General features: G+C 41.4%; 19 protein-coding genes and 1 tRNA gene. 11 read left to right on the forward strand and 9 right to left on the reverse strand.

Translation table 11 applies throughout. The features are described 5' to 3' along the window. Positions 1-116: 116 nt before the first annotated feature. Genes MMAH_RS06205 through MMAH_RS06220 form a run of 4 tightly spaced genes read right to left on the reverse strand, consistent with a single transcriptional unit; the run spans position 117 to position 2,376 of the window. Positions 117-917 (reverse strand): DNA-directed RNA polymerase subunit D, encoded by an 801-nt coding sequence (locus MMAH_RS06205; RefSeq protein WP_013037688.1) that lies wholly within the window; start codon positions 915-917, stop codon positions 117-119. Positions 918-967: 50 nt separating this feature from the next. Continuing rightward, positions 968-1,348 (reverse strand): 30S ribosomal protein S11, encoded by a 381-nt coding sequence (locus MMAH_RS06210; protein ID WP_013037689.1) that lies wholly within the window; start codon positions 1,346-1,348, stop codon positions 968-970. Positions 1,349-1,362: 14 nt separating this feature from the next. Further along, positions 1,363-1,917 carry a 30S ribosomal protein S4 gene (locus tag MMAH_RS06215; RefSeq protein WP_013037690.1) on the reverse strand — a complete coding sequence of 185 codons (555 nt, stop codon included), beginning with the start codon at positions 1,915-1,917 and terminating at the stop codon, positions 1,363-1,365. A 12-nt stretch (positions 1,918-1,929) separates the two neighbouring features. Continuing rightward, entirely contained in the window at positions 1,930-2,376 is a 447-nt protein-coding gene (locus MMAH_RS06220; protein ID WP_013037691.1) for a 30S ribosomal protein S13, read from the reverse strand. 489 nt (positions 2,377-2,865) lie between these two features. Between MMAH_RS06220 and MMAH_RS06225 the strand changes: the two genes are divergently transcribed. Beyond that, positions 2,866-3,393: a DJ-1/PfpI/YhbO family deglycase/protease gene (locus MMAH_RS06225; protein WP_013037693.1), complete on the forward strand. Its 528-nt coding sequence runs from the start codon at positions 2,866-2,868 to the stop codon at positions 3,391-3,393. A gap of 39 nt (positions 3,394-3,432) precedes the next feature. Here the strand turns inward: MMAH_RS06225 and MMAH_RS06230 are convergent. Both MMAH_RS06230 and MMAH_RS06235 read right to left on the reverse strand, forming a co-directional pair. Continuing rightward, a tRNA-Ser gene (locus MMAH_RS06230) sits at positions 3,433-3,517 on the reverse strand. Positions 3,518-3,580: 63 nt separating this feature from the next. Beyond that, entirely contained in the window at positions 3,581-4,306 is a 726-nt protein-coding gene (locus MMAH_RS06235) for a peptidylprolyl isomerase (RefSeq protein ID WP_013037694.1), read from the reverse strand. Between the two features lie 369 nt (positions 4,307-4,675). Between MMAH_RS06235 and MMAH_RS06240 the strand changes: the two genes are divergently transcribed. Then, positions 4,676-6,340: a sensor histidine kinase gene (locus MMAH_RS06240; protein WP_013037695.1), complete on the forward strand. Its 1,665-nt coding sequence runs from the start codon at positions 4,676-4,678 to the stop codon at positions 6,338-6,340. 9 nt (positions 6,341-6,349) lie between these two features. Here the strand turns inward: MMAH_RS06240 and MMAH_RS06245 are convergent, their stop codons facing one another. Then, positions 6,350-9,163: a PAS domain S-box protein gene (locus MMAH_RS06245; protein ID WP_083774846.1), complete on the reverse strand. Its 2,814-nt coding sequence runs from the start codon at positions 9,161-9,163 to the stop codon at positions 6,350-6,352. A 128-nt stretch (positions 9,164-9,291) separates the two neighbouring features. On the opposite strand from MMAH_RS06245, the gene MMAH_RS06250 reads away from it, so the two are divergent. The 9 genes from MMAH_RS06250 to MMAH_RS06290 all read left to right on the forward strand — a co-directional run bounded on the left by MMAH_RS06250 (position 9,292) and on the right by MMAH_RS06290 (position 17,624). Further along, positions 9,292-10,794 carry a homocysteine biosynthesis protein gene (locus MMAH_RS06250; protein WP_013037697.1) on the forward strand — a complete coding sequence of 501 codons (1,503 nt, stop codon included), beginning with the start codon at positions 9,292-9,294 and terminating at the stop codon, positions 10,792-10,794. A 2-nt stretch (positions 10,795-10,796) separates the two neighbouring features. Continuing rightward, positions 10,797-11,183 (forward strand): 4Fe-4S dicluster domain-containing protein, encoded by a 387-nt coding sequence (locus MMAH_RS06255; RefSeq protein ID WP_013037698.1) that lies wholly within the window; start codon positions 10,797-10,799, stop codon positions 11,181-11,183. A gap of 14 nt (positions 11,184-11,197) precedes the next feature. After that, a complete protein-coding gene (locus MMAH_RS06260) occupies positions 11,198-11,911 on the forward strand; it encodes a UPF0280 family protein (RefSeq protein WP_013037699.1) in 714 nt (237 codons plus the stop codon). Between the two features lie 358 nt (positions 11,912-12,269). Then, positions 12,270-13,430 carry a cell division protein FtsZ gene (gene ftsZ, locus MMAH_RS06265; protein ID WP_013037701.1) on the forward strand — a complete coding sequence of 387 codons (1,161 nt, stop codon included), beginning with the start codon at positions 12,270-12,272 and terminating at the stop codon, positions 13,428-13,430. A 69-nt stretch (positions 13,431-13,499) separates the two neighbouring features. Continuing rightward, positions 13,500-14,978, forward strand: a complete 1,479-nt coding sequence (locus tag MMAH_RS06270) for a dihydropteroate synthase-like protein (protein ID WP_013037702.1) — start codon at positions 13,500-13,502, stop codon at positions 14,976-14,978. Between the two features lie 11 nt (positions 14,979-14,989). After that, a complete protein-coding gene (locus MMAH_RS06275) occupies positions 14,990-15,442 on the forward strand; it encodes a hypothetical protein (protein ID WP_013037703.1) in 453 nt (150 codons plus the stop codon). A gap of 45 nt (positions 15,443-15,487) precedes the next feature. Continuing rightward, positions 15,488-16,678, forward strand: coding sequence for a geranylgeranyl reductase family protein (locus MMAH_RS06280; RefSeq protein ID WP_013037704.1), 1,191 nt, complete (start codon positions 15,488-15,490; stop codon positions 16,676-16,678). A gap of 2 nt (positions 16,679-16,680) precedes the next feature. Beyond that, on the forward strand, positions 16,681-17,028 hold the full coding sequence (locus tag MMAH_RS06285; protein WP_013037705.1) for a gamma-glutamylcyclotransferase family protein: 348 nt from the start codon (positions 16,681-16,683) through the stop codon (positions 17,026-17,028). After that, the gene (locus MMAH_RS06290) at positions 17,025-17,624 is read left to right on the forward strand and encodes a TatD family nuclease-associated radical SAM protein (protein WP_013037706.1); all 600 of its coding nucleotides are present in this window, start codon (positions 17,025-17,027) and stop codon (positions 17,622-17,624) included. The genes MMAH_RS06285 and MMAH_RS06290 overlap by 4 nt, the downstream gene beginning before the upstream one ends. A 13-nt stretch (positions 17,625-17,637) precedes the next feature. On the opposite strand, the gene engB is transcribed toward MMAH_RS06290, so the two are convergent. Both engB and MMAH_RS06300 read right to left on the reverse strand, forming a co-directional pair. Further along, positions 17,638-18,261 (reverse strand): GTP-binding protein EngB, encoded by a 624-nt coding sequence (engB, locus tag MMAH_RS06295; protein ID WP_013037707.1) that lies wholly within the window; start codon positions 18,259-18,261, stop codon positions 17,638-17,640. Then, positions 18,258-19,235 carry a DHHA1 domain-containing protein gene (locus tag MMAH_RS06300; RefSeq protein ID WP_013037708.1) on the reverse strand — a complete coding sequence of 326 codons (978 nt, stop codon included), beginning with the start codon at positions 19,233-19,235 and terminating at the stop codon, positions 18,258-18,260. Before MMAH_RS06300 ends, engB begins: the two co-directional genes overlap by 4 nt. Positions 19,236-19,261 lie beyond the last annotated feature (26 nt).

Genomic DNA, 19,261 nt, shown 5'->3' on the forward strand with positions numbered 1-19,261 from the left:
TAAATGGGCTAATACTATATATACGTTACTCATACCAATGTCGACCCATTTACAAATGGAATTTTTGCTTCTGTCATTAGACCCTATAAAAGGATAATAGGAAAGAGTATCTCCTATTACAATTCACCCAGTATATTATCAAGGGTTGAAGCTTTCGTCCTGATTGTATTCACTGCATTTATAATTAACTCTTCTGCACTATACGAACCATCGGATTCAAGAGTGAAAATAAAAGATGTATTATTCTCACTAACCGAGATTGCATCAATATCACAGGCAGCTACACACTGCTTGCAGAGAGAGCAATTCAAGAGTCTATCGTCCACAACTTCTGCAGATTCCTTACCAAGGGTCAGTATATCGCGAGGGCATGCCGAAACACATTTTTCGCAGAGATCACAACCCTCTATCTCGATCACGGGCACATTTTTATAGCCACAGGCAACTCCTGCCTGCCATTTAGCGTGGTCGTGACCATAACCCATTTTTGCAATACCTTCAAGGACAAGTTGTTGTCCGCCTTTAAGCTTAACAACCGCGATATTGGAGTCAGCAGCTTTTATTTTAGGATCTGCGGATACAAGGTCCCCTGAATAAACAGTCTTATCCTCATCCATTGGTGCTTCCACACTTAACGTGAGGGAAACTGTACAGGCCGGACAACCTTCTTCACATGAACACTCTTCATGAGGAGTGAACTCATTGAAAATTGTTACAAGAGGCACCAAAGCCAGCCTCAAAGCTATCTGTTCATCATAAAGGACTGAAGTATTGTTGTAAATATTGACTTCATCGATTGCGAGAGTTGGGACATCAGCAAGCATAGCCCGCCTCAATCCGTTCGCAAAAGCTGCATCCACATCTGACAAAATAAATCTGGCAGATCTATCAGACAGCTCAAGTATATCGATATCCATTTTCGGGAACCTCGTGAAATTACAAACCTGTCATATGTTTTACACTGTAATTAGACGCGTCTGCCGCCTATTGGACGGGTACCGTCATGTGGCACAGGCGTTACATCCTCAATACGTCCAATCCTGATACCTGCACGTGCAAAAGCCCTAATAGCTGCCTGTGCACCTGGACCGGGACTTCTCTGCTTATTACCACCGGGAGCACGGACACGGATGTGTACACCTTCGACACCCTTATCCCTAAGAGTATCAGCAAGCTGGCCGGCCATCTGCATCGCAGTATAAGGAGAACTCTCATCCCTTGCAGCTTTGACTACCATCCCACCGGATGATTTCGCTATTGTTTCAGCACCTGTTATATCGGTAACTGTGATTATAGTATTGTTAAATGAACATTTGATGTGAGCAACAGCCCATATTCCATTTGCCATAATTCAAACCTCCTTCATTCCTCCACAAGGGAAGATGCAATCTGAGCTGGTCTCTCCGGGTGTGACTCGGTTGTCATAGGTGATGTTCCATAGTAATCAATCATCATCTCATCCTGTTTTGATACCAGCATACCAGGAACGGTCAACTTCTTACCATCAATTGCAATATGACCATGGGTAATAAACTGTCTTGCCTGCTTGGGAGTTCTGGCCAAACCAAGTCTGTGGACAAGGGTCTGAAGCCTTCTTTCAAGGATAACTTCTGTATTTAATGCCAGAATATCATCGATTTCGGCATCGCCTTTGATCATGGAATAACGAATCAGTCTTGATAGAATCTGGTCTGCTTCAGTCTTTGCGTGACCGGTAAGTTCTGCTTCTGCAGAATCAGCAAGTAATCTACGGGCATCTGCCCTGTATCGTCTGAGAATACTATCTGCTTTCCAGAGTTCTTTTTTATTCCTGAGGCCGTATTTTTTAATCAGGTCAACCTCATTTGCCATACGGGAAGCTTGCCAGGGATGCTTCGGGGTGTCATAACTTTTTCTTTTCTTTCCGGGATAAACCATATCAAATCACCTTCATCTTGTTTTGCTGACACCTATTGTGGATCCACCGCGTCCTGCGGATTTGGTTCTCTGTCCACGTACCTTCAAACCTCTTTCATGGCGTATACCACGATAGGCACGAATCTTTTTGAGGTCGTTCAAATCTTCCCTTATAGTCAGGTCAATATCCTGTCCAAGAATGTGTTTATTTTCACCTGTCAACAAATCCTTTTGCCTATTAAGCATCCACACAGGAAGGTGGTTTTCAAATGTCTCGATAGCTTCATTAAGCCTGGCAATACCCTCATCAGAAAGATAACCAATGGTTTCTGATGGATCTACTTCTGCACTTTCTGCAATGAGTCTTGCAGTCCTTCTGCCAATCCCCTTGATACCGGTGAGTGCATAAAGGACCTTCTGCTTACCCTGCAAGTCAGTGTTCATTATACGTACAAGATGTCTTATTTCTTCGTCTGCCATTATAAACCTCCTTAAGGACACATTCTTGCGTCCCGTAGCCCTGGAACTAAGGTCCAGCACTGCCCTTTTACAGGCTGTGTAAAAACCTATGATACAGACTTACTCGGCCCACTATGACTTTCTCTTATATAATGTTAATGTCTGAAATAATATCAGGATAAAGACCAGGCCGATTAGACATTATTTATGCCAATACCTTCCACATAAAAATAAGTTGTGATAAAAACCGACATAGACACCAAAAACATAGGAACTTACCGACGAAAACCGAAAAATGCTTGATGAAAATGTTGCCTGCATTATACATAAAGGAATGTTCCGGCGCCAGGAACTCGTACAATTGATTAATGATCTCAAGAATGCAGAAAATTAATTTGCCAGATTTGCAGAATTCAGGATGAACTGAAAACTCCAGGATATCTGTAGGATTGGCATTATAATCGGTAATACCAAATAGGACATACCAGATACCATAATACGGTGATCGATATGGATAATAAAAAGAAAATACTAATGGTAATCGCCCAGGAAAATTTCCGTGACGAAGAATTCCTTCAACCCAGAGAGATCTTTGAAAATGCAGGATTTGATATAACCGTTGCAACAAACCAAAAGAAAGTTGCCAGAGGGATGCTTGGAGGTAAAGTTAAACCTGACACAACAATTTCCTCTGAAAAGGCAAATAGCTATGATGCCATCGTTATTTCAGGAGGCGGAGGTGCAAAACAATACCTCTGGGATAACAAAGAACTTCACGGAATTGTCCAGGATGCCTACAATCAGGACAAATTGATTGCTGCTATCTGTATATCACCGGTAGTTCTGGCAAAAGCAGGGATACTGAAGGGTAAAAAGAGTACCGTATTCAACGATCCCGAAAGTGTAAAACAGATCAAAAAGGGAGGAGCGGAATATCAGGACAAAGATGTTATCATAGATGGCAATATAATTACTGCCAGAGACCCAAAAGTTGCTAGCTCATTCGGCAAAAGTGTCCTGGAATTCCTGAAAAAATAATCTACCTTCTTTTTTTTTGATTATTAAAAAATAGAGAAACGCTGAGGGGGAGATTCGAACTCCCGGGGCGCAGAGCACCACCGGTTTTCAAGACCGGCGCCGTGGGCCGCTTGGCTACCTCAGCATAATGAAAAACAATCACAAGCATCTGGTGAACAGCGCTTATGATATAAAAAATTGGCGAAGATTACTCCTCACCTGATTCATTATCTTCGCTTTCTGATTCTGTCTCTTCTGCAGGTGCAGGGGATTCTACCGGATAGGTTTCTACAAATTTGACTTTTTCCATTCCGATGTTTTCGATAATTTCAGAAGCAATCCTGTTCTTTGACATAAGCCAGCGCTGATTGAAGCTCAGTGCAACAGGAATATTGATAATGGCGGTTTTATCCTCAACCTCAACTTCTATTTCAGGCACTCCTGTGTAAAGGGAAAGCAGACCATTGATTTTGTCAATGTCTCCTTCGAGTTTCTCATCGATGGTGTATTCATAGGTTACTTCCTTGCCTGCAAGAGGATGATTGAAGTCAACGCGTGCACGTCTTCCGATGACCTTGGTGACCACACCACGTTTTCCTTCAATTTCTACACCCATTCCAGGAGTTGCTTTACGGTCCTCGAACTTATTCAGGGAAATGGTCTCAACCTGCTTGGGGTCATGTTCCCCAAATCCTTTCTCAGGAGGAATGACAAGTTCTCCCTTGTATCCAACATCCTTGCCAACAAAATCCTCGTCAAGTCCTTTTATGGTATGACCGGCACCTACAACTACCACATCACCGCCATAAACTCCACGTGGATTAAATATCTGGTTTTCCTTGGCCAGTTCCTCATCGGTAGTGTCAAAAATCAGACCGCCTTCGAATTTACCAGTATATGATACTTTTATGAAATCTCCATTCTCGATTGCCAATATAATCAACTCTGAATTTAACTTTTAATATGATATGTTAAAGGTCTGTCCCGTATAGCATTCTGCCTTTATATAACTTTTTGGAAACTAGACGACAGGATAATCGGGAAACCGATCATATGAATCATTTTATGCACGAATAGTGCAACAAAACATACTATATATATTTTACTCATAATGATGGCAAAAAGGACATACATTGAAAATAAAAATAATAAAAATATTATAATATCTATGGACTTAATTTCTATACATTATTAAAAATATTACATATCGTCCCAAGCATATATAAGTTTATATATGTTTAAAAATTAGCACTCAATTACAATATAATTTTGCTAATTGAGGATGGAGAAGGGATGAATATTAATGGTTACAGAAAAGCCCATACCGGGAAGCAGCAATTTAAAGTACCTTAAACCCAGGGAAAAGTACAAAGACACTAATATTTCCACAGTTGCAACAAGTTTCGAAGAAATAATCGATAAAAGCCCCATGATTGTATTTTTTTGGGACGGGGACCAGCGTACCGAGACAAATTATGTATCTGAGAGAGTAACTGTTTTTGGATACAGCCCTGAAGATTTCCTGGATGGGAGAATGACATATAAAGAATTAATTCATCCCGAAGATCGCAGCTTTGTCCAGAATGAGTTTGAGAGGTTCCGGAATAATTCTTCAAACCAATTTACCTGTGAATATCGTATAGTAGATTCTTCAGGCAGTATAAAATGGATTTCAGAGATTACATTCCCCTGCAGATGTGATGATAATCTGGAATACCATGGGATTTTGCTTGATGTAACAGACCGTAAAATATCCGAGCGGGCCATTCTGGAAAAGGAACGTGATATATCCATCCTCTATTCAGCATCTGCTCTTGCATCAGAATCTCTTGATGTGGATGATCTCCTTGATGAAATGCTAATGGAAATGGGAGATCTTCTTGATATTACTGCTGGCGGGGTATACATAATAAATCCTGAAGAAAAAGAGGCAGTATTGCGTGCCTATATAGGCCCCGCTGGAGAATATCCTGAAAGCATTCACTATTGTGCAATAGAAAACATGTTTGATAATTCTGCAGGTCCTGCATCAGGTCCCTTTGTTGCAGAAGATACTTTCCACTACCAGGGACAAATGCAGCGTAAGAAGTATCTTTTATTCCGCCTCTATTCCAGGGAAAAAGTAATGGGTTTTATCCAGCTTTCTATTCCTCTAAATCATGAGGTCAGCGAAAAAAGCCTGCAAGTATTGGAGCATGTAGGCAAACACATAGGGATTGCAATTGAAAATGCCCAGCTTTTTGAGATGACACAGCGAGCCTATGAAGACCTTAAACATCTGGATAAACTAAAGAGTGAATTCCTCGCCAATCTGACCCATGAGCTGAAAACACCCCTGATATCTATAAAAGGATTCAGTGATCTGCTCGATAAGGGACGACTGGGGGAATTAAACGAAGACCAGAAAAAAGCAAATCTGGCAGTTGTCCGTAATGCAGACCGTCTCAAAAGGCTAATTGACTCCCTGCTTTACATGAGTATGGAAAAAGAGGGCAAATACCAGTATCAATTCGAAGAGCTTGATGTTGGCGAAATCATAACAGATGCCATGGATAAAATGAAAGTCCACACAGAAGGAAAAGATGTCGATATAGGCATTGATATTCAAAATAAATCCTACCTTACCTGTGGTGACAGGGACAGGCTAACAAACGTATTCCTGAATATACTGGACAATGCATCAAAATTCACAAAGGGTTCCGGTAGAATAAAAATTACCCTGAAAGAGGAAGAAGAATACATACGTATAAAGATAAAAGATAACGGTATAGGCATACCAAAAGAAAAAATTCCGCGTATTTTTGACATGTTTTACCAAATCGATGGCTCCACAACTCGCATCTACAATGGTGTTGGCATGGGACTCTACATATGCAAAAAGGTAATTGATATACATAATGGAAGTATATGGGCAAGGAGTATGGAAGGATTGGGTACCACAGTTCATGTGAAGTTACCCAAAATCTGAACTTGTATTTTATTCAGAGTATTTTTTTACATATACCCAGAAAACACTACCCTTGCCTCCAGGGTTATCTTCCACCCCAACACTTCCACCATGCAACTCGACAATTCTTTTTACAATTGCAAGGCCAAGACCTGTTCCCTTTATGCTTCCTTTTTGTGCCCTGCTAAACCTGTTGAATATGTAAGGTTTGTCATCATCAGCAATCCCAAACCCCTTATCCTTAATCATTACTTTAAATGAATCGTCCTTTTCCTGTACACCTACATGAATTGAACTTTCCGGCGGGCTATATTTGATTGCATTTGAAAGCAGATTGATAAAAACCTCCTTGATTACAGGATTTGCCTGTACGGGATATGGTTGTTGCAGATCGTATGTTATACCCATATTTTCATTTTCAGCCAGAGGAGTCATCTCTGAAATGCAGGAAGTTAGAACTCTACCAAGATCCATCTTTTGCAGTTCAAGGGTTTCAGTGGATTCAAGTTTGGACAGGTAAGCTGTGTTTTCGATCATATCGATCAATCGTTCTGTGTTATCCCTGATTCTTGATAGGAAATGAATCTTTTTTTCTTCCTTTTCATTCTTAATGAGTATGTCTGTGAAACCTTTTACGATATTTGCAGGATTTAAAAGATCATGGCGCATTATATCGGTAAAAAGATCCTTCATTTCATTGGATTTCTCCAATTGGCCTGCATAATCCTTAAGGGCGATTTCAGCCTGTTTTCTTCGTGTAATGTCCTGTGCAGTAAAGATTACCTTTTTGGGAGAATCTTTCAAGCCCAGTGGCTGGGAATTGAACTGTATGCAGATGTGCTTTTTATTGCACAACCAGTGCAATTCTGTGGAAAATTGTTTTTCAAGAATACTTACCCCTAAATCTTTATCAATATAATTCGAAGATCCTTCAGTAAATATGGAAAAGAGAGACTTACCAACGATTTTTTCTCTCGGAATACCAGTAAGTTCGGTCATACCCTTATTGAGATCGATCAATTCCAGATCTTTATTAAGCACACCGATACCTATAGGAGCATTGTCATAGAGGGCAGATACCCAGGAATTGGCAGTTTGGAGTTCGGAGGTACGTTGGTCCACAAGTTCCTCCAGATTTTTGCGATAACTTTCCAGTTCCAGTTCGTATTTTTTACGTTCGGTAATATCTCTGACTATGCTGAGCATGATATTATTTTCTTTATCAAGCATAGAAGAACTGATCTCAACATCAATGATTGAATTATTCATATGTTTCATTTTCGATTCAAAACGTGTGGAGCCTTCATTAAATGTGCTCTGGACTGCCGATTTTAACTGTGCTACATATCTAGATTCCTGAGGATAAAGATCAGCAATTTTCATCGATAACATATCAGAATGGGAACAGCCAATTATTTTGCAGGCACTTCTATTAGCATCTATTATAGCACCCTCAGAAGAGTGGATAAAGATAGCATCGTTTGACCTGTCAAAAAGAGAACGGTAAAGATGCATTGTATTATCAAGCATCATATAGGTTTTACCACGTTCCTTTGCATTGAATATGGAATCAAACAATATCCTGAGGAGATCATCACTATAAGGTGGCCAATGTTTGTTTTTTGTGGCCGAAACTACACCGATAAATCCTACTAACTGATTTTCGACATGTACAGGCATAATCTGAGCCGATTCAAAATCCAATGTTGTCAGGAGGCCTTTCAGATATTTTTCAGAATCTGGAATGTCCCCTATAGAATTTACGGAATATATCTCATTTTTCTGGAATTTCTCAATTAGAGTCGGGAATTGGGCAGTTGACAGTGAATTTAATTTATCCATTGCCAATTCACATCTTTCTTTTACATGTGATGCAGAAGTATAATGTGTCAGATGCATGTTACTTCCGCTATGGTTTAGTTCATATATGAAAATTGAATCTGCATCAAGAATTCCCATAATCTTTTCCAGAATTGGTTCAATGAGCAGATCAATATCTTCAAAAAAAGGATCGACGAACTGATTACATGCCCTTGCAAGAAAACGAAACGCTTCGGACTGTTCCTGAGAATGGAGTTCCGCCTCTTTTCTCCGGTTTATTTCACGGACTATACCATTAATTCCCATAAAATTTCCCATTTCATCATATATTGGATCAATATGATTCTGGAACCAATGTAGTTCTTGATTGTCATTCTGAATACGTATCTGTGCTTTAAGAGGCAAGTGATCCACTGATGTGATATTATTGAATATATTCAACCATTCCTCCATATCATCCGCATAGATATAATCTGTGAACGGCCTGAAAATCATTTGATCCGGATGCAAACCGTATTCCTGAACCTTGGGTGAAATATAGACAATATTTCCTTCGCTGTTGAGGGAATATGGAATTTCATTCGTACTGCCCAGAAGGAAATCATAATCATACCGGGCTCGTTTCAATTCGATTTCTTTATCAATAAATATAGATAAAATCTTTGCAATGAAATCAAGTTTTTGTTTTTCATCAGAATTGAAAGGTGAGTAATTATTTTTCAATGAAAGGTTATTATAAAATAACTCAATACATAACTCATGGCCTTCCTCTTCATTTTTGGATATACTTGAAGAGGATATTTGATGTTTACCCTGCTTAAAATCAGGAGACATATAAGAATAAGGACCAAGAATTATTCTTGCAGATGCCTTCTCCGGATACCGAAGAATTTGAGGAAGTACTTTTGTAAGTTCTTCCATTTTTTGGTCAAATGATATATCCTTTGCCAGGATTTCATAGAACATATTGTCAAATAATGAATTGTGTACGCCAGTACCCATTAACACCATACCAACTCCCATTTGCCATATATTTCACCAAATATAATAACTCTTTGATTCACAAAAACAAAAAAGACTTACATCCAATAACCAGAAGTAATATATAGATACTCTAATATTACCAATTGATATTGACTGAGGTAGATTTCATGGTAGAAAAATCCATAGAGGAGATTAACAGGAAAATAAATGAGGGTAATGTAAATGTTGTGACAGCTGAGGAAATGGTAGGTATAGTAGGAGAGGTGGGTGCAAAAGAGGCTGCTAAGGAAGTTGACGTAGTTACCACTGGTACATTTGGAGCAATGTGTTCCTCTGGCGTGTGGCTCAATTTCGGACATCCCGAACCACCAATGAAAATGAACAAGGTTTTTTTAAATGGCGTGGAAGCCTACTCGGGCGTAGCTGCAGTAGATGCCTTTATCGGAGCAGGACAACTATCCGAAACTGAAGGTTTTGATTATGGTGGGGCCCATGTAATTGAGGATCTGATACGCGGTAAATCCATTGATCTTCATGCCACATCTTATGGCACCGATTGTTATCCCAGAAAAACGCTTGACACTACACTTAACATATATGACCTGAACCAGGCAATTATGATCAACCCCCGTAACGGGTATCAGAAGTACAATGTTGCTACTAACGGGATTAACAGAACAATTTACACATATATGGGATCGTTACTTCCCAATTATGGAAACGTCACCTATTCAGGTGCCGGAGTGCTTTCACCATTATCCAATGATCCTGATTACCAGACAATAGGAGTTGGCACGCCAATATTCCTTGGTGGGACAAAGGGACATATAATTGGAGAAGGAACACAGCACAGCCCTGAAACTAATTTTGGTACATTGATGCTTAGAGGTGACCTGAAAGATATGAGTGCCGATTATATTCGTGCGGCGAATTTCCACGAATACGGCACTTCCCTTTACGTTGGAATGGGCGTACCTATCCCTATACTGAATGAACAACTTGCACAATCAACGGCAGTTACAGATAAAGATGTGGTGACAAACGTACTGGATTACGGAGTTCCAAGTAGGGACAGACCTGTTATCAGAAAGGTCAATTATGAAGAACTACGCTCCGGTAGTATCGAAATAAACGGCAAAGATACACCCACCTCCTCTATGTCAAGTTTCAAAAAATCACGTGAGATTGCAGAGGAACTAAAAAAGTGGGTCTCAGCCGGAGAATTTTTTGTAAACAGCCCATCGCAGAGACTTCCTGCAAAAGCCACATGTAAACCGATGAGACAAACAACAAGGAACCCACTTGTACAGGATATTATGGCCAGGGATGTAGTAATCATTGATGAAAACGCAACCTTCCATGAAGCAGCTAAAATGATTATGGAAAATACTTTTAGCCATTTGCCTGTTGTTTCAGATGATGGAAAACTGGCAGGTATCGTGACTGCATGGGATATATCCAAAGCTGTTGCTGAAACGGGATGTAATTATGTGAAAGATATCATGACAAAAAGGGTTCTCACCTCCAATGCCACTGACCCCATAGATATTGCAGCACGCAATCTTGACATGAAGGAAGTATCAGCAATGCCTGTAATCGATAATGACAGATATGTAATCGGTATAATCACGAGTAATGATATCAGCAAACTGTTTGCAAGGAGGCGTTGAGGATGATGATAAAAATCAACATTTCGTCCAATGTCATCGGAGAGCCCATACTTGCAGAATCAATAATTGAAACCAGAACCGCCCTGAACATCTCCCAGGCACATTTTGATTCCACCTACGGAGAGATAATTGCCGAGGTTGAAACTGATGATTTCAAGGCTATAAGGCAAGCACTGGAATCAAAGGGTGCTAAAGTAACAGTGCTAGACCATCCGATCGTCAGGGATGAGGAAGATTGTGTAGAATGTGGAGCCTGCATATCGGTTTGTCCTTCACATGTGTTTTCCTTTGATGATGAATGGGGTATTGCCCAGGACATTGAAAAATGTATACAATGTGGCACCTGTATCAAAATGTGCCCCCATCGTGCCCTGAGTCTTGAGAAATAATTATCTTGCAAAGCATGAAAGAATATTACCGCCTCAAGGAAACGATAGTGAGCATCCATGCAAATGATGCCAGTCATGTAAAAGCAGCCAAAAAAGCTATTGTATTCCACAGATCATTGCTTGAAAATTATATTCGAAGGGACCCCTATTTCCAGATTACACTTGAACCCCATTCATGCTACGAAGATGCTCCCGAAGTAGTCAGAAGAATGATCGATGCTTCAAATACAATGGATCTTGGTCCTATGAGTGCTGTGGCCGGAACTATTGCATCACTTGCTGTTGAAGCAATGGTAGAAGCAGGGGCAAGTTTTGCAATGGTTGACAATGGTGGAGACATAGCCTATATAACAGACCGACAGATTGTGGTGGGCATATATGCAGGAGAATCCGCCGCAAAGGATGTTGGTTTTGTGCTTGAACCGGTTGACAGTGTGGCCGGCATATGTACTTCATCGGGTACTGTTGGTCCATCGATCAGTTTTGGAATGGCAGATGCTGCAGTTGTTTTTTCCGAAAATGTATCCCTTGCTGACTCTGCTGCAACCGCTCTTTCAAATGCAACCGATACAGGCAAGAAGGCAGTGGAAAAAGCATTTAAAGTTTTAGACGGGATAAAGGGTATAGATGGTGCCCTTGTTGTTCAGGGTAAATATATTGGCATGCGGGGAAATATACCCGACCTTAGAAGAGCCAGTGTAGATTTCGATTGTATCACAAAAGGGTGATATAAATAGATACCCTTATATACAACTATTTATAAATAATAAATCAGACGAACGTAAGAATTCAGTCAGATCAAAAGTGGATGCTTGGCCACTGAAAATCGGACTTGATTCAAGCAAATGTCGAACGCCTGAGGGCTACCATAAATGAAAGATGCAGTTCAGGTTTCCAAACAACAATTGGTCCTGATCGATCCATATGTAGCTTCGGCAGGACTCCCATCCGTAATTGAAATCTACGGGTGGCCATGAGAGAATTAATCGGAGATGGAGGTAAAAGGTTCTTCGCATACCGGGGATTCTGGATACCCTGTCATTACTTAGAAGGCCGTAACATCGCGAATCATCAGAGGGGATGAATGTGCAATCAATAGTGCAAGATGCATTGAAACTATCAGAGCAGGAAAGAGAGTATCGCCAGAATTTTGAAGATGAAGAAGATTTTGAATTCGGACTTCCCAGGATAACCATCGTTGGTTGTGGGGGTGCCGGAAACAACACCATTAACCGTCTGTATAATATCGGTATAGAAGGTGCCGAAACTATTGCAATAAATACGGACAAACAACATCTTGATCATATCCGTGCTGACAAGAAGATCCTTGTGGGTAAAACCTTAACTCGTGGGCTTGGTGCAGGTGGCTTCCCGGAAGTCGGTGCCAAAGCAGCAGACCTTGCCCGCGGAACCCTTGAAGAGGTATTTAAGGAAAGTGACCTTGTTTTTGTAACTGCAGGTATGGGGGGAGGTACCGGTACCGGTGTAGCCCCTGTTGTGGCTGACATAGCAAAAGAACAGGGAGCAATTGTAGTAGGTATGGTTTCCAGTCCTTTCAGGGTAGAAAGGGCCCGTGCTGTGAAAGCTGAAGAGGGAATCGAGGATTTCCGTCGTGCAGCAGATACGGTTATTGTACTTGACAACAACAGGCTTCTCAACTATGTACCAAACCTTCCTATAGAGCAGGCTTTTTCAGTAATGGATCAGCTAATAGCTGAAACCGTAAAGGGTATCACTGAAACGATTACACAGCCATCTCTTATCAATCTGGACTACGCAGACATCCGTGCCATTATGGGATGTGGTGGCGTGGCTGTAATGCTTGTCGGGGAAAGTAAGAATCAGGACAAGAGTGAAGATGTAGTCCGGGCAGCTTTGAATCACCCACTTCTCGATGTCGATTATCGTGGTGCCACAGGTAGTCTTGTACACATTACCGGAGGACCGGATCTAAGCCTCAAGGAAGCTGAAGAAGTTGCAGCATCCCTCACATATGAATTATCCTCAAATGCAAATGTAATCTGGGGAGCCAGAATTCGCGATGACTATGAAGGAAAGATTCGTGTAATGGCCATCATGACCGGAGTGCAGTCAGCACAGGTACTCGGACCTCAATATCAGGCCGATATTGTAGAAAAGAATACCGAATCACGTTATACCAAAGTTCCAAACGGGGGCCGTCAGGTAGTTGAACCTATGAATCGCTCTTCTGATAATGGCGGTTCTATCATAGACATAATTAACTAAATCTGTAAAGATGCCTGAAAGGCATCTTTCACAGATACTTATTTTTAATATCCAACCGATTCTTCTCCCATGAAAATTCTTGTAGCTACAGGTCACCTGGCGGAAAATACAGTCCGTAATGCAGTTGGTTCTGATACAGGTGTACTGATTGTTGATACTGACGTAGCTGCTTTCATTACTCCACATAGGTTAATTCATTCCTATGAAGACCATAATTTCAAACCAGGACAATTTGATATGGTTCTTGTTCCCGGACTTGTCCCGGGCGATTTCACAGAAGTGGCAAACAAAATTGGCTGTCCTGTCTATTTAGGTCCAAAACACGCCTATGATCTGGGTTATGCAATACGGTTTGCAGAAGATGTGCAATTTTCAAATAAAGTCCCTGCATGTGAATTACTTAAAGATATACGTCAACAGGAAGCGTACGAGAAACTGAATCAGATGGAAAAGAGTGCTTTTGCTCCTTTAATACTCAATGATAAGAAAATTGGGGGCAATTCTCAAATGAAGGTCATGGGCGAAATCGTTGATGCGGGAAATATGGATTGTAACCATCTTCAGAGTAAAGTGGCAGAATTCACCCGTAAAGGGGTTGATATAATAGATCTGGGCATGGCCATAGATACACCCGCTGAAAACGTCCATGAAGCCATTCTCAATGCAAGAAAAGTGACCGTACTACCACTAAGTGTGGATACACTGGACCCTGCCCATATTCGTAGTGCAATTGAAGCCGGTATTGATATGGTCCTCAGTCTCAATGATACAAATATTGATGAGCTGGGAGAAGAGATCGCTGCAAAGGGTTGTGCTGTTGTGATTATCCCTGACAGTGGCAACAAATATGATACATTGATGCAGAATATCGAACGAGCAAAGGAGTTGGGAATTGAAAATATAATTGCAGATCCTGTACTTGATCCAATTGGTCATGGATTTACATCTTCTGTAGAAAGGTATAGAAGATTCCGTGATGCTTACCCTGATATACCTCTATTCTTTGGAGCCGGTAATGTTACTGAACTTATGGATGCTGATTCTATAGGTATAAATGCAACCCTGTGCGGAATAGCACATGAGGTCGGCGCAGCCATTCTTTTCACACCCGAATACAGTGATAAGACCCAGGGTTCCATTACCGAACTTAAAACCGCCTCTTCGATGATGAAACTGGCAGAGGAAAGGCACAGTTCCCCAAAAGACCTGGGAATTGACATGTTCATAATCAAGGAAAAACGAAAGCGACCGGACATCGATATGCCCGATGACGCAACCAATGCAAAAAGAAGCGCCAACTGGCAACTTGATCCAGCCGGAGCATTCCATATAGGAATTACTCACAGAAATGGTGGAAAAGGGTACATAGTCGCAGAACATTCACAGGAAACTATCATCGGTAAAAATGCTGCAGAAATCCTGGACATGATAATAAACAAAGGACTTGTCACAAGTTTTGAACATGCCGGTTATCTTGGAAGGGAACTGGAAAAAGCTGAAATTGCGATTGAATTTGACAGGAGTTATGTACAGGATGATGATTTTTAACAGGTGATCTCATGAAACTCGATGCAAAAGATAAAAAGGAAATTGCTGACATATTGGCCGGGAAATACTTTTCGCAGAATGAATGGAAGTGGGTGAACCTTGCAAAGGATATGCCCAAAATCCAGAAAGCCTATGAGGAGATTCAGGAACAATATGATTCTTACCCCTACATGAGTAAGGATTGGTATGTAGAAAATTCTTCTACGAAAAGCCTGCACATGTGCAGTCGCTGGGATGAGCTCAGGGACATGGTTGATTTTTTGAATGCTTATGCAGAACAATTTGATTTTTTGGTTGGAGCAAACCGCAAGATGCTGTGCATAAGTTCTACTGAGGAATTAAGCGACAGGCAAAAAACAGCTATCTCCGAAGCCAGAAAACTCAGGTATACTGTTTTTGTATTCACTGCAAGAGTTCCCGATGATATGGAATTCGAGCTATCCCAGATTGGTGGCGGCATGTGATTGATGAAATAGGTTTATAAGCAATACCAAAGTAGCAATTGTTCCATGCATCCTGATGAATTATATGATGTAGTAGTTGTCGGAGCCGGCCCGGCAGGCAGCACAGCTGCAATGTATGCCGCACAGGGAGGTGCATCCGTTTTACTTGTGGACAGGAAAAAAGACATCGGTGTACCCCTCCAATGCGGAGGGTTCATGCCCCATGCCGATACCCTGCAGGAACTTGTCCCCGATGCACACCTTCCTCATACATTGCTTGATTATCCGAAAAGTTGTGTACATGCTACCAGCAATTACCAGCGTTTTATCGCACCCGACGGCTACTCAAAGGGCTTTGAAGTAGAGGCTGATTCACTTGACAGGAGAAGGTTTGACAGACACCTGGCATCCCGCGCAGCTGAGGAAGGTGCCGAATTTATGGTTGGGACCAATGTAACAGATGTTAGTGGAAATACAATTAAAGTGGATGGGGTCTTTGGCCCATCGACAATCATGGGCAAAGTCCTGATAGGTGCGGACGGTCCAAATTCTATTGTTGCAAAAGCCCATGGTATGACAAGGGAACATGATCCTATGGGCATAGGAACGGCTTTTGAATATGAACTTGCAAACACCAAAGCGGACAGGGATGCCGTAGAGATGTATTTCGGGAAGGACTATGTGCCCGGTGGCTATGCCTGGATAATTTCACAGGGTGGAAATACAGCAAATATCGGCGTGGGAATCCGGGAAGTCCTTTTTGAAAAGAATATGTGTGCCCGCGATTATCTGGAAAATTTCATGTACAAGCACCCCATTGCCGCTGATAAATTGCAGGATGCAAGGATACTTTCCGTGGTTTCCGGAGTAGTACCGGTAGGGGGAGCTCCGGAAAAAACGGTCTCAAACAATGTAATGCTTGCCGGCGATGCTGCAGGTCAGTTGATCGCTACCAATGGGGGCGGAATCCCCACGGCGATGATTGGGGGAAAACTGGCAGGAGAAACCGCTGTAGAATATCTGGCAGGTAAATGTGAGCTATCCGTTTATGAAAGGATATGGAGAGAACAAATGGGACTGGAGATAAAAACTGCTGTTTATATACGGAAAATGATGGACAATCTGATGCGATCCGACAGATTGATGTCAAAGGCCATACGAACGATCTCACCACAACACATGAAAGCAATCCAGTGTGGCAAGCTTCCTGAACCTGTGAAGAAAACACTCACAAAGCTGAATTTCGGATTGGGTTAAGCATGGATATTTTTGTGTATGGCACTCTTAAAAATGGATTCTCCAATCATCATATAATCAAGGATTCTGTATTTATTGGAAAAGGTACTACTGCTGATCAATATTGCATGTTCGATCTGGGTAGTTTTCCAGCTGTTGTGGACGCTGATAATTGTTGCAATATTACTGGAGAAGTGTATTGTATTGACGGAGATATATTGAATAGCCTTGATATACTTGAAGGCAAGTTCTTTACAAGAAAAAAAGTAAAACTGGAAAGCAACAGAGAAGTCTGGATGTATTTTCTTGATTCTTCTGCATGTAATACTTCTAAATTTCCCCTAATTCACGATGGAGTTTGGAATGAATGAAAACTGATAAACCCTCAATATGTTATGAGGCCCATGGTAACCTGTACCTGAACATAACCAATCAATGCAGTGCAGACTGTTATTTTTGTATCCGCAATCAGGGAGAAGGATTGTATGGATATAATCTGTGGCTTAAAAAAGACCCTTCCGAAAATGAGATAATCACCGAACTGGAAAAGTATGATCTGAAAAAATATAAAGAGATAGTTTTCACAGGATTCGGAGAACCAACAGCCCGTTTTGATGTATTGCTTGCTGTCACACGCTGGTTAAAGGAAAGAGGAGCATATGTTAGACTGGATACCAATGGACACGGCCAACTTATAAATCCTGATATCAATGTGGTTGATTTGCTTGTGGATGCCGGGTTGGATGCAGTATCAGTCAGCCTCAATGCAGAATCCGCAGACGTTTATGACAGGATTTGCAAGCCATTCTACCAGAACGCTTATAGTGCCATGCTTGAATTTGCGGAAGAATCAAAGCAAGCAGGCCTTCATGTACGTTTCAGTGTGGTAGATGTTCCTGAAATTGATACTGAGAAATGCAGCCAGATCGCCAGGGACATGGGTGTGGATTTGCGCATAAGGGGCTAACAATTACATATTTTCAGATGTATTTTAACAAGGGATCTCTTTTAGCAGAATGAATGCGCTTCCTCAAAATAGAATTTAAGGCCTGCAAATCTCCTTTTTTAGCACTTATCGGGGCTACCCTGTCGATCCACTGCCTCCAGGGAGGAAAGAGACCCAATCTTTCAATAATATCATCAAGGACCCTGTCCTGATCCTTATCCTTTATTTTATCCATTTTATTTACGACTATCAGGGGTTCAAGATCCATTTCCGTGAAAAAATCGAATATTTCTATATCAATAGGAAGTTCCCCCCTTTGATCCCAGCGGTCCACAACTTCAACAAAGGAACCTGCATCAACTACTATGGCAGCGATGTTAATCCGCTGCTTCCCCTCTTCTATATAACGTACGATCTTATCCTTCACGATATCCTGTTTGCGCTCTTTTACACCATTCATAAATCCAAAGCCAGGAAGATCGGTCATTACTAATTCCCCTTTCTTCACATGAGTGGGTTTCAGGGTGACACCAGGTCTTTTGCCAACCTTCACTTTACTTCCGGAAAGGGCTTTTACAATAGAGGATTTACCTACATTGGAGCGACCGGCAAATACAATTTCAAAATCATTGTTTTTGGGAACTGCAGTATTATTCATAAATCCTCCTTCTCTGTTTCAGCCACCGTCACTCTCCGGTCAAATTCCTGAAGGAATGCATCAAGTTTTTCTTCTGGAATACGGGCCCCAGCAGCCACTGGATGCCCGCCACCACTACCTCCGTATTGGGGTGCAATATCTCGCAAAAGGAGGTTGATATCCACACTGCTGTTACGGGAGCGCAAACTCAGGTCATAAGAAGCTTTATTTTTCCTGTGTTCGGCTGCAATCCCTATTCCTTTTCTTCCATAAGAGGCTGCATAAATTGCGGATTTGGATAGGTAGCCCTCGGGATCGAGCACATAAGCTACCGAATGAAGGGGATGGACCAATTCCTTTACACGTATTCTCAAATCTTCCTCAATTCTTGACGCTTTCTTTGCATAGGGAATGAGATTGGGTATTTCAGAAGGAATCAGGTCATTGGAAAGGGGGTTAATGATTTCTCTTTTGAAATCATAGTTCCTGCCAACATATTGCAATGCCTGGATCAATGTTCCTGCCTGGAAATAGAGACTCCTTTTGTCCCAATCCCTTGTCCATTTCTTAATTGCAGGAGTATTATCCCTGTAATCACCTATTGCACCATACACCGCAATCCTGCGGATATCCCTTTCCAGAAGAGATTTGAAAGCCTTGTATGTAAGTTCTGCGGCACATGTGTTCAGGTCATGGTAAAACCACGGTTCATCCCAGCACATCCTAGGAAGAGGATGGTGATCAATGTAGGTGACATTTGCACGACTGGCAATATCATTGATTTTATTGTAGAGATTTACGCATGAGCGTTCATCCACGGCTATATCGCAGATAATGATATTATCATAATCTTCAGCCATATCGAGCCTATTATACAGACTCACCGGACTGGTAAAATAGATCCTAGCATCAGGATATGCACTTTTGGCAATGGCTCCCGAACATACCCCATCCGAATCACCATGTGTGAATATAATTGTATCAGTTTTTTCCATGTCTATTCATATCAATATCACTAAAA

The organism is Methanohalophilus mahii DSM 5219 (assembly GCF_000025865.1).
Classification (GTDB): Archaea; Halobacteriota; Methanosarcinia; order Methanosarcinales; family Methanosarcinaceae; genus Methanohalophilus; species Methanohalophilus mahii.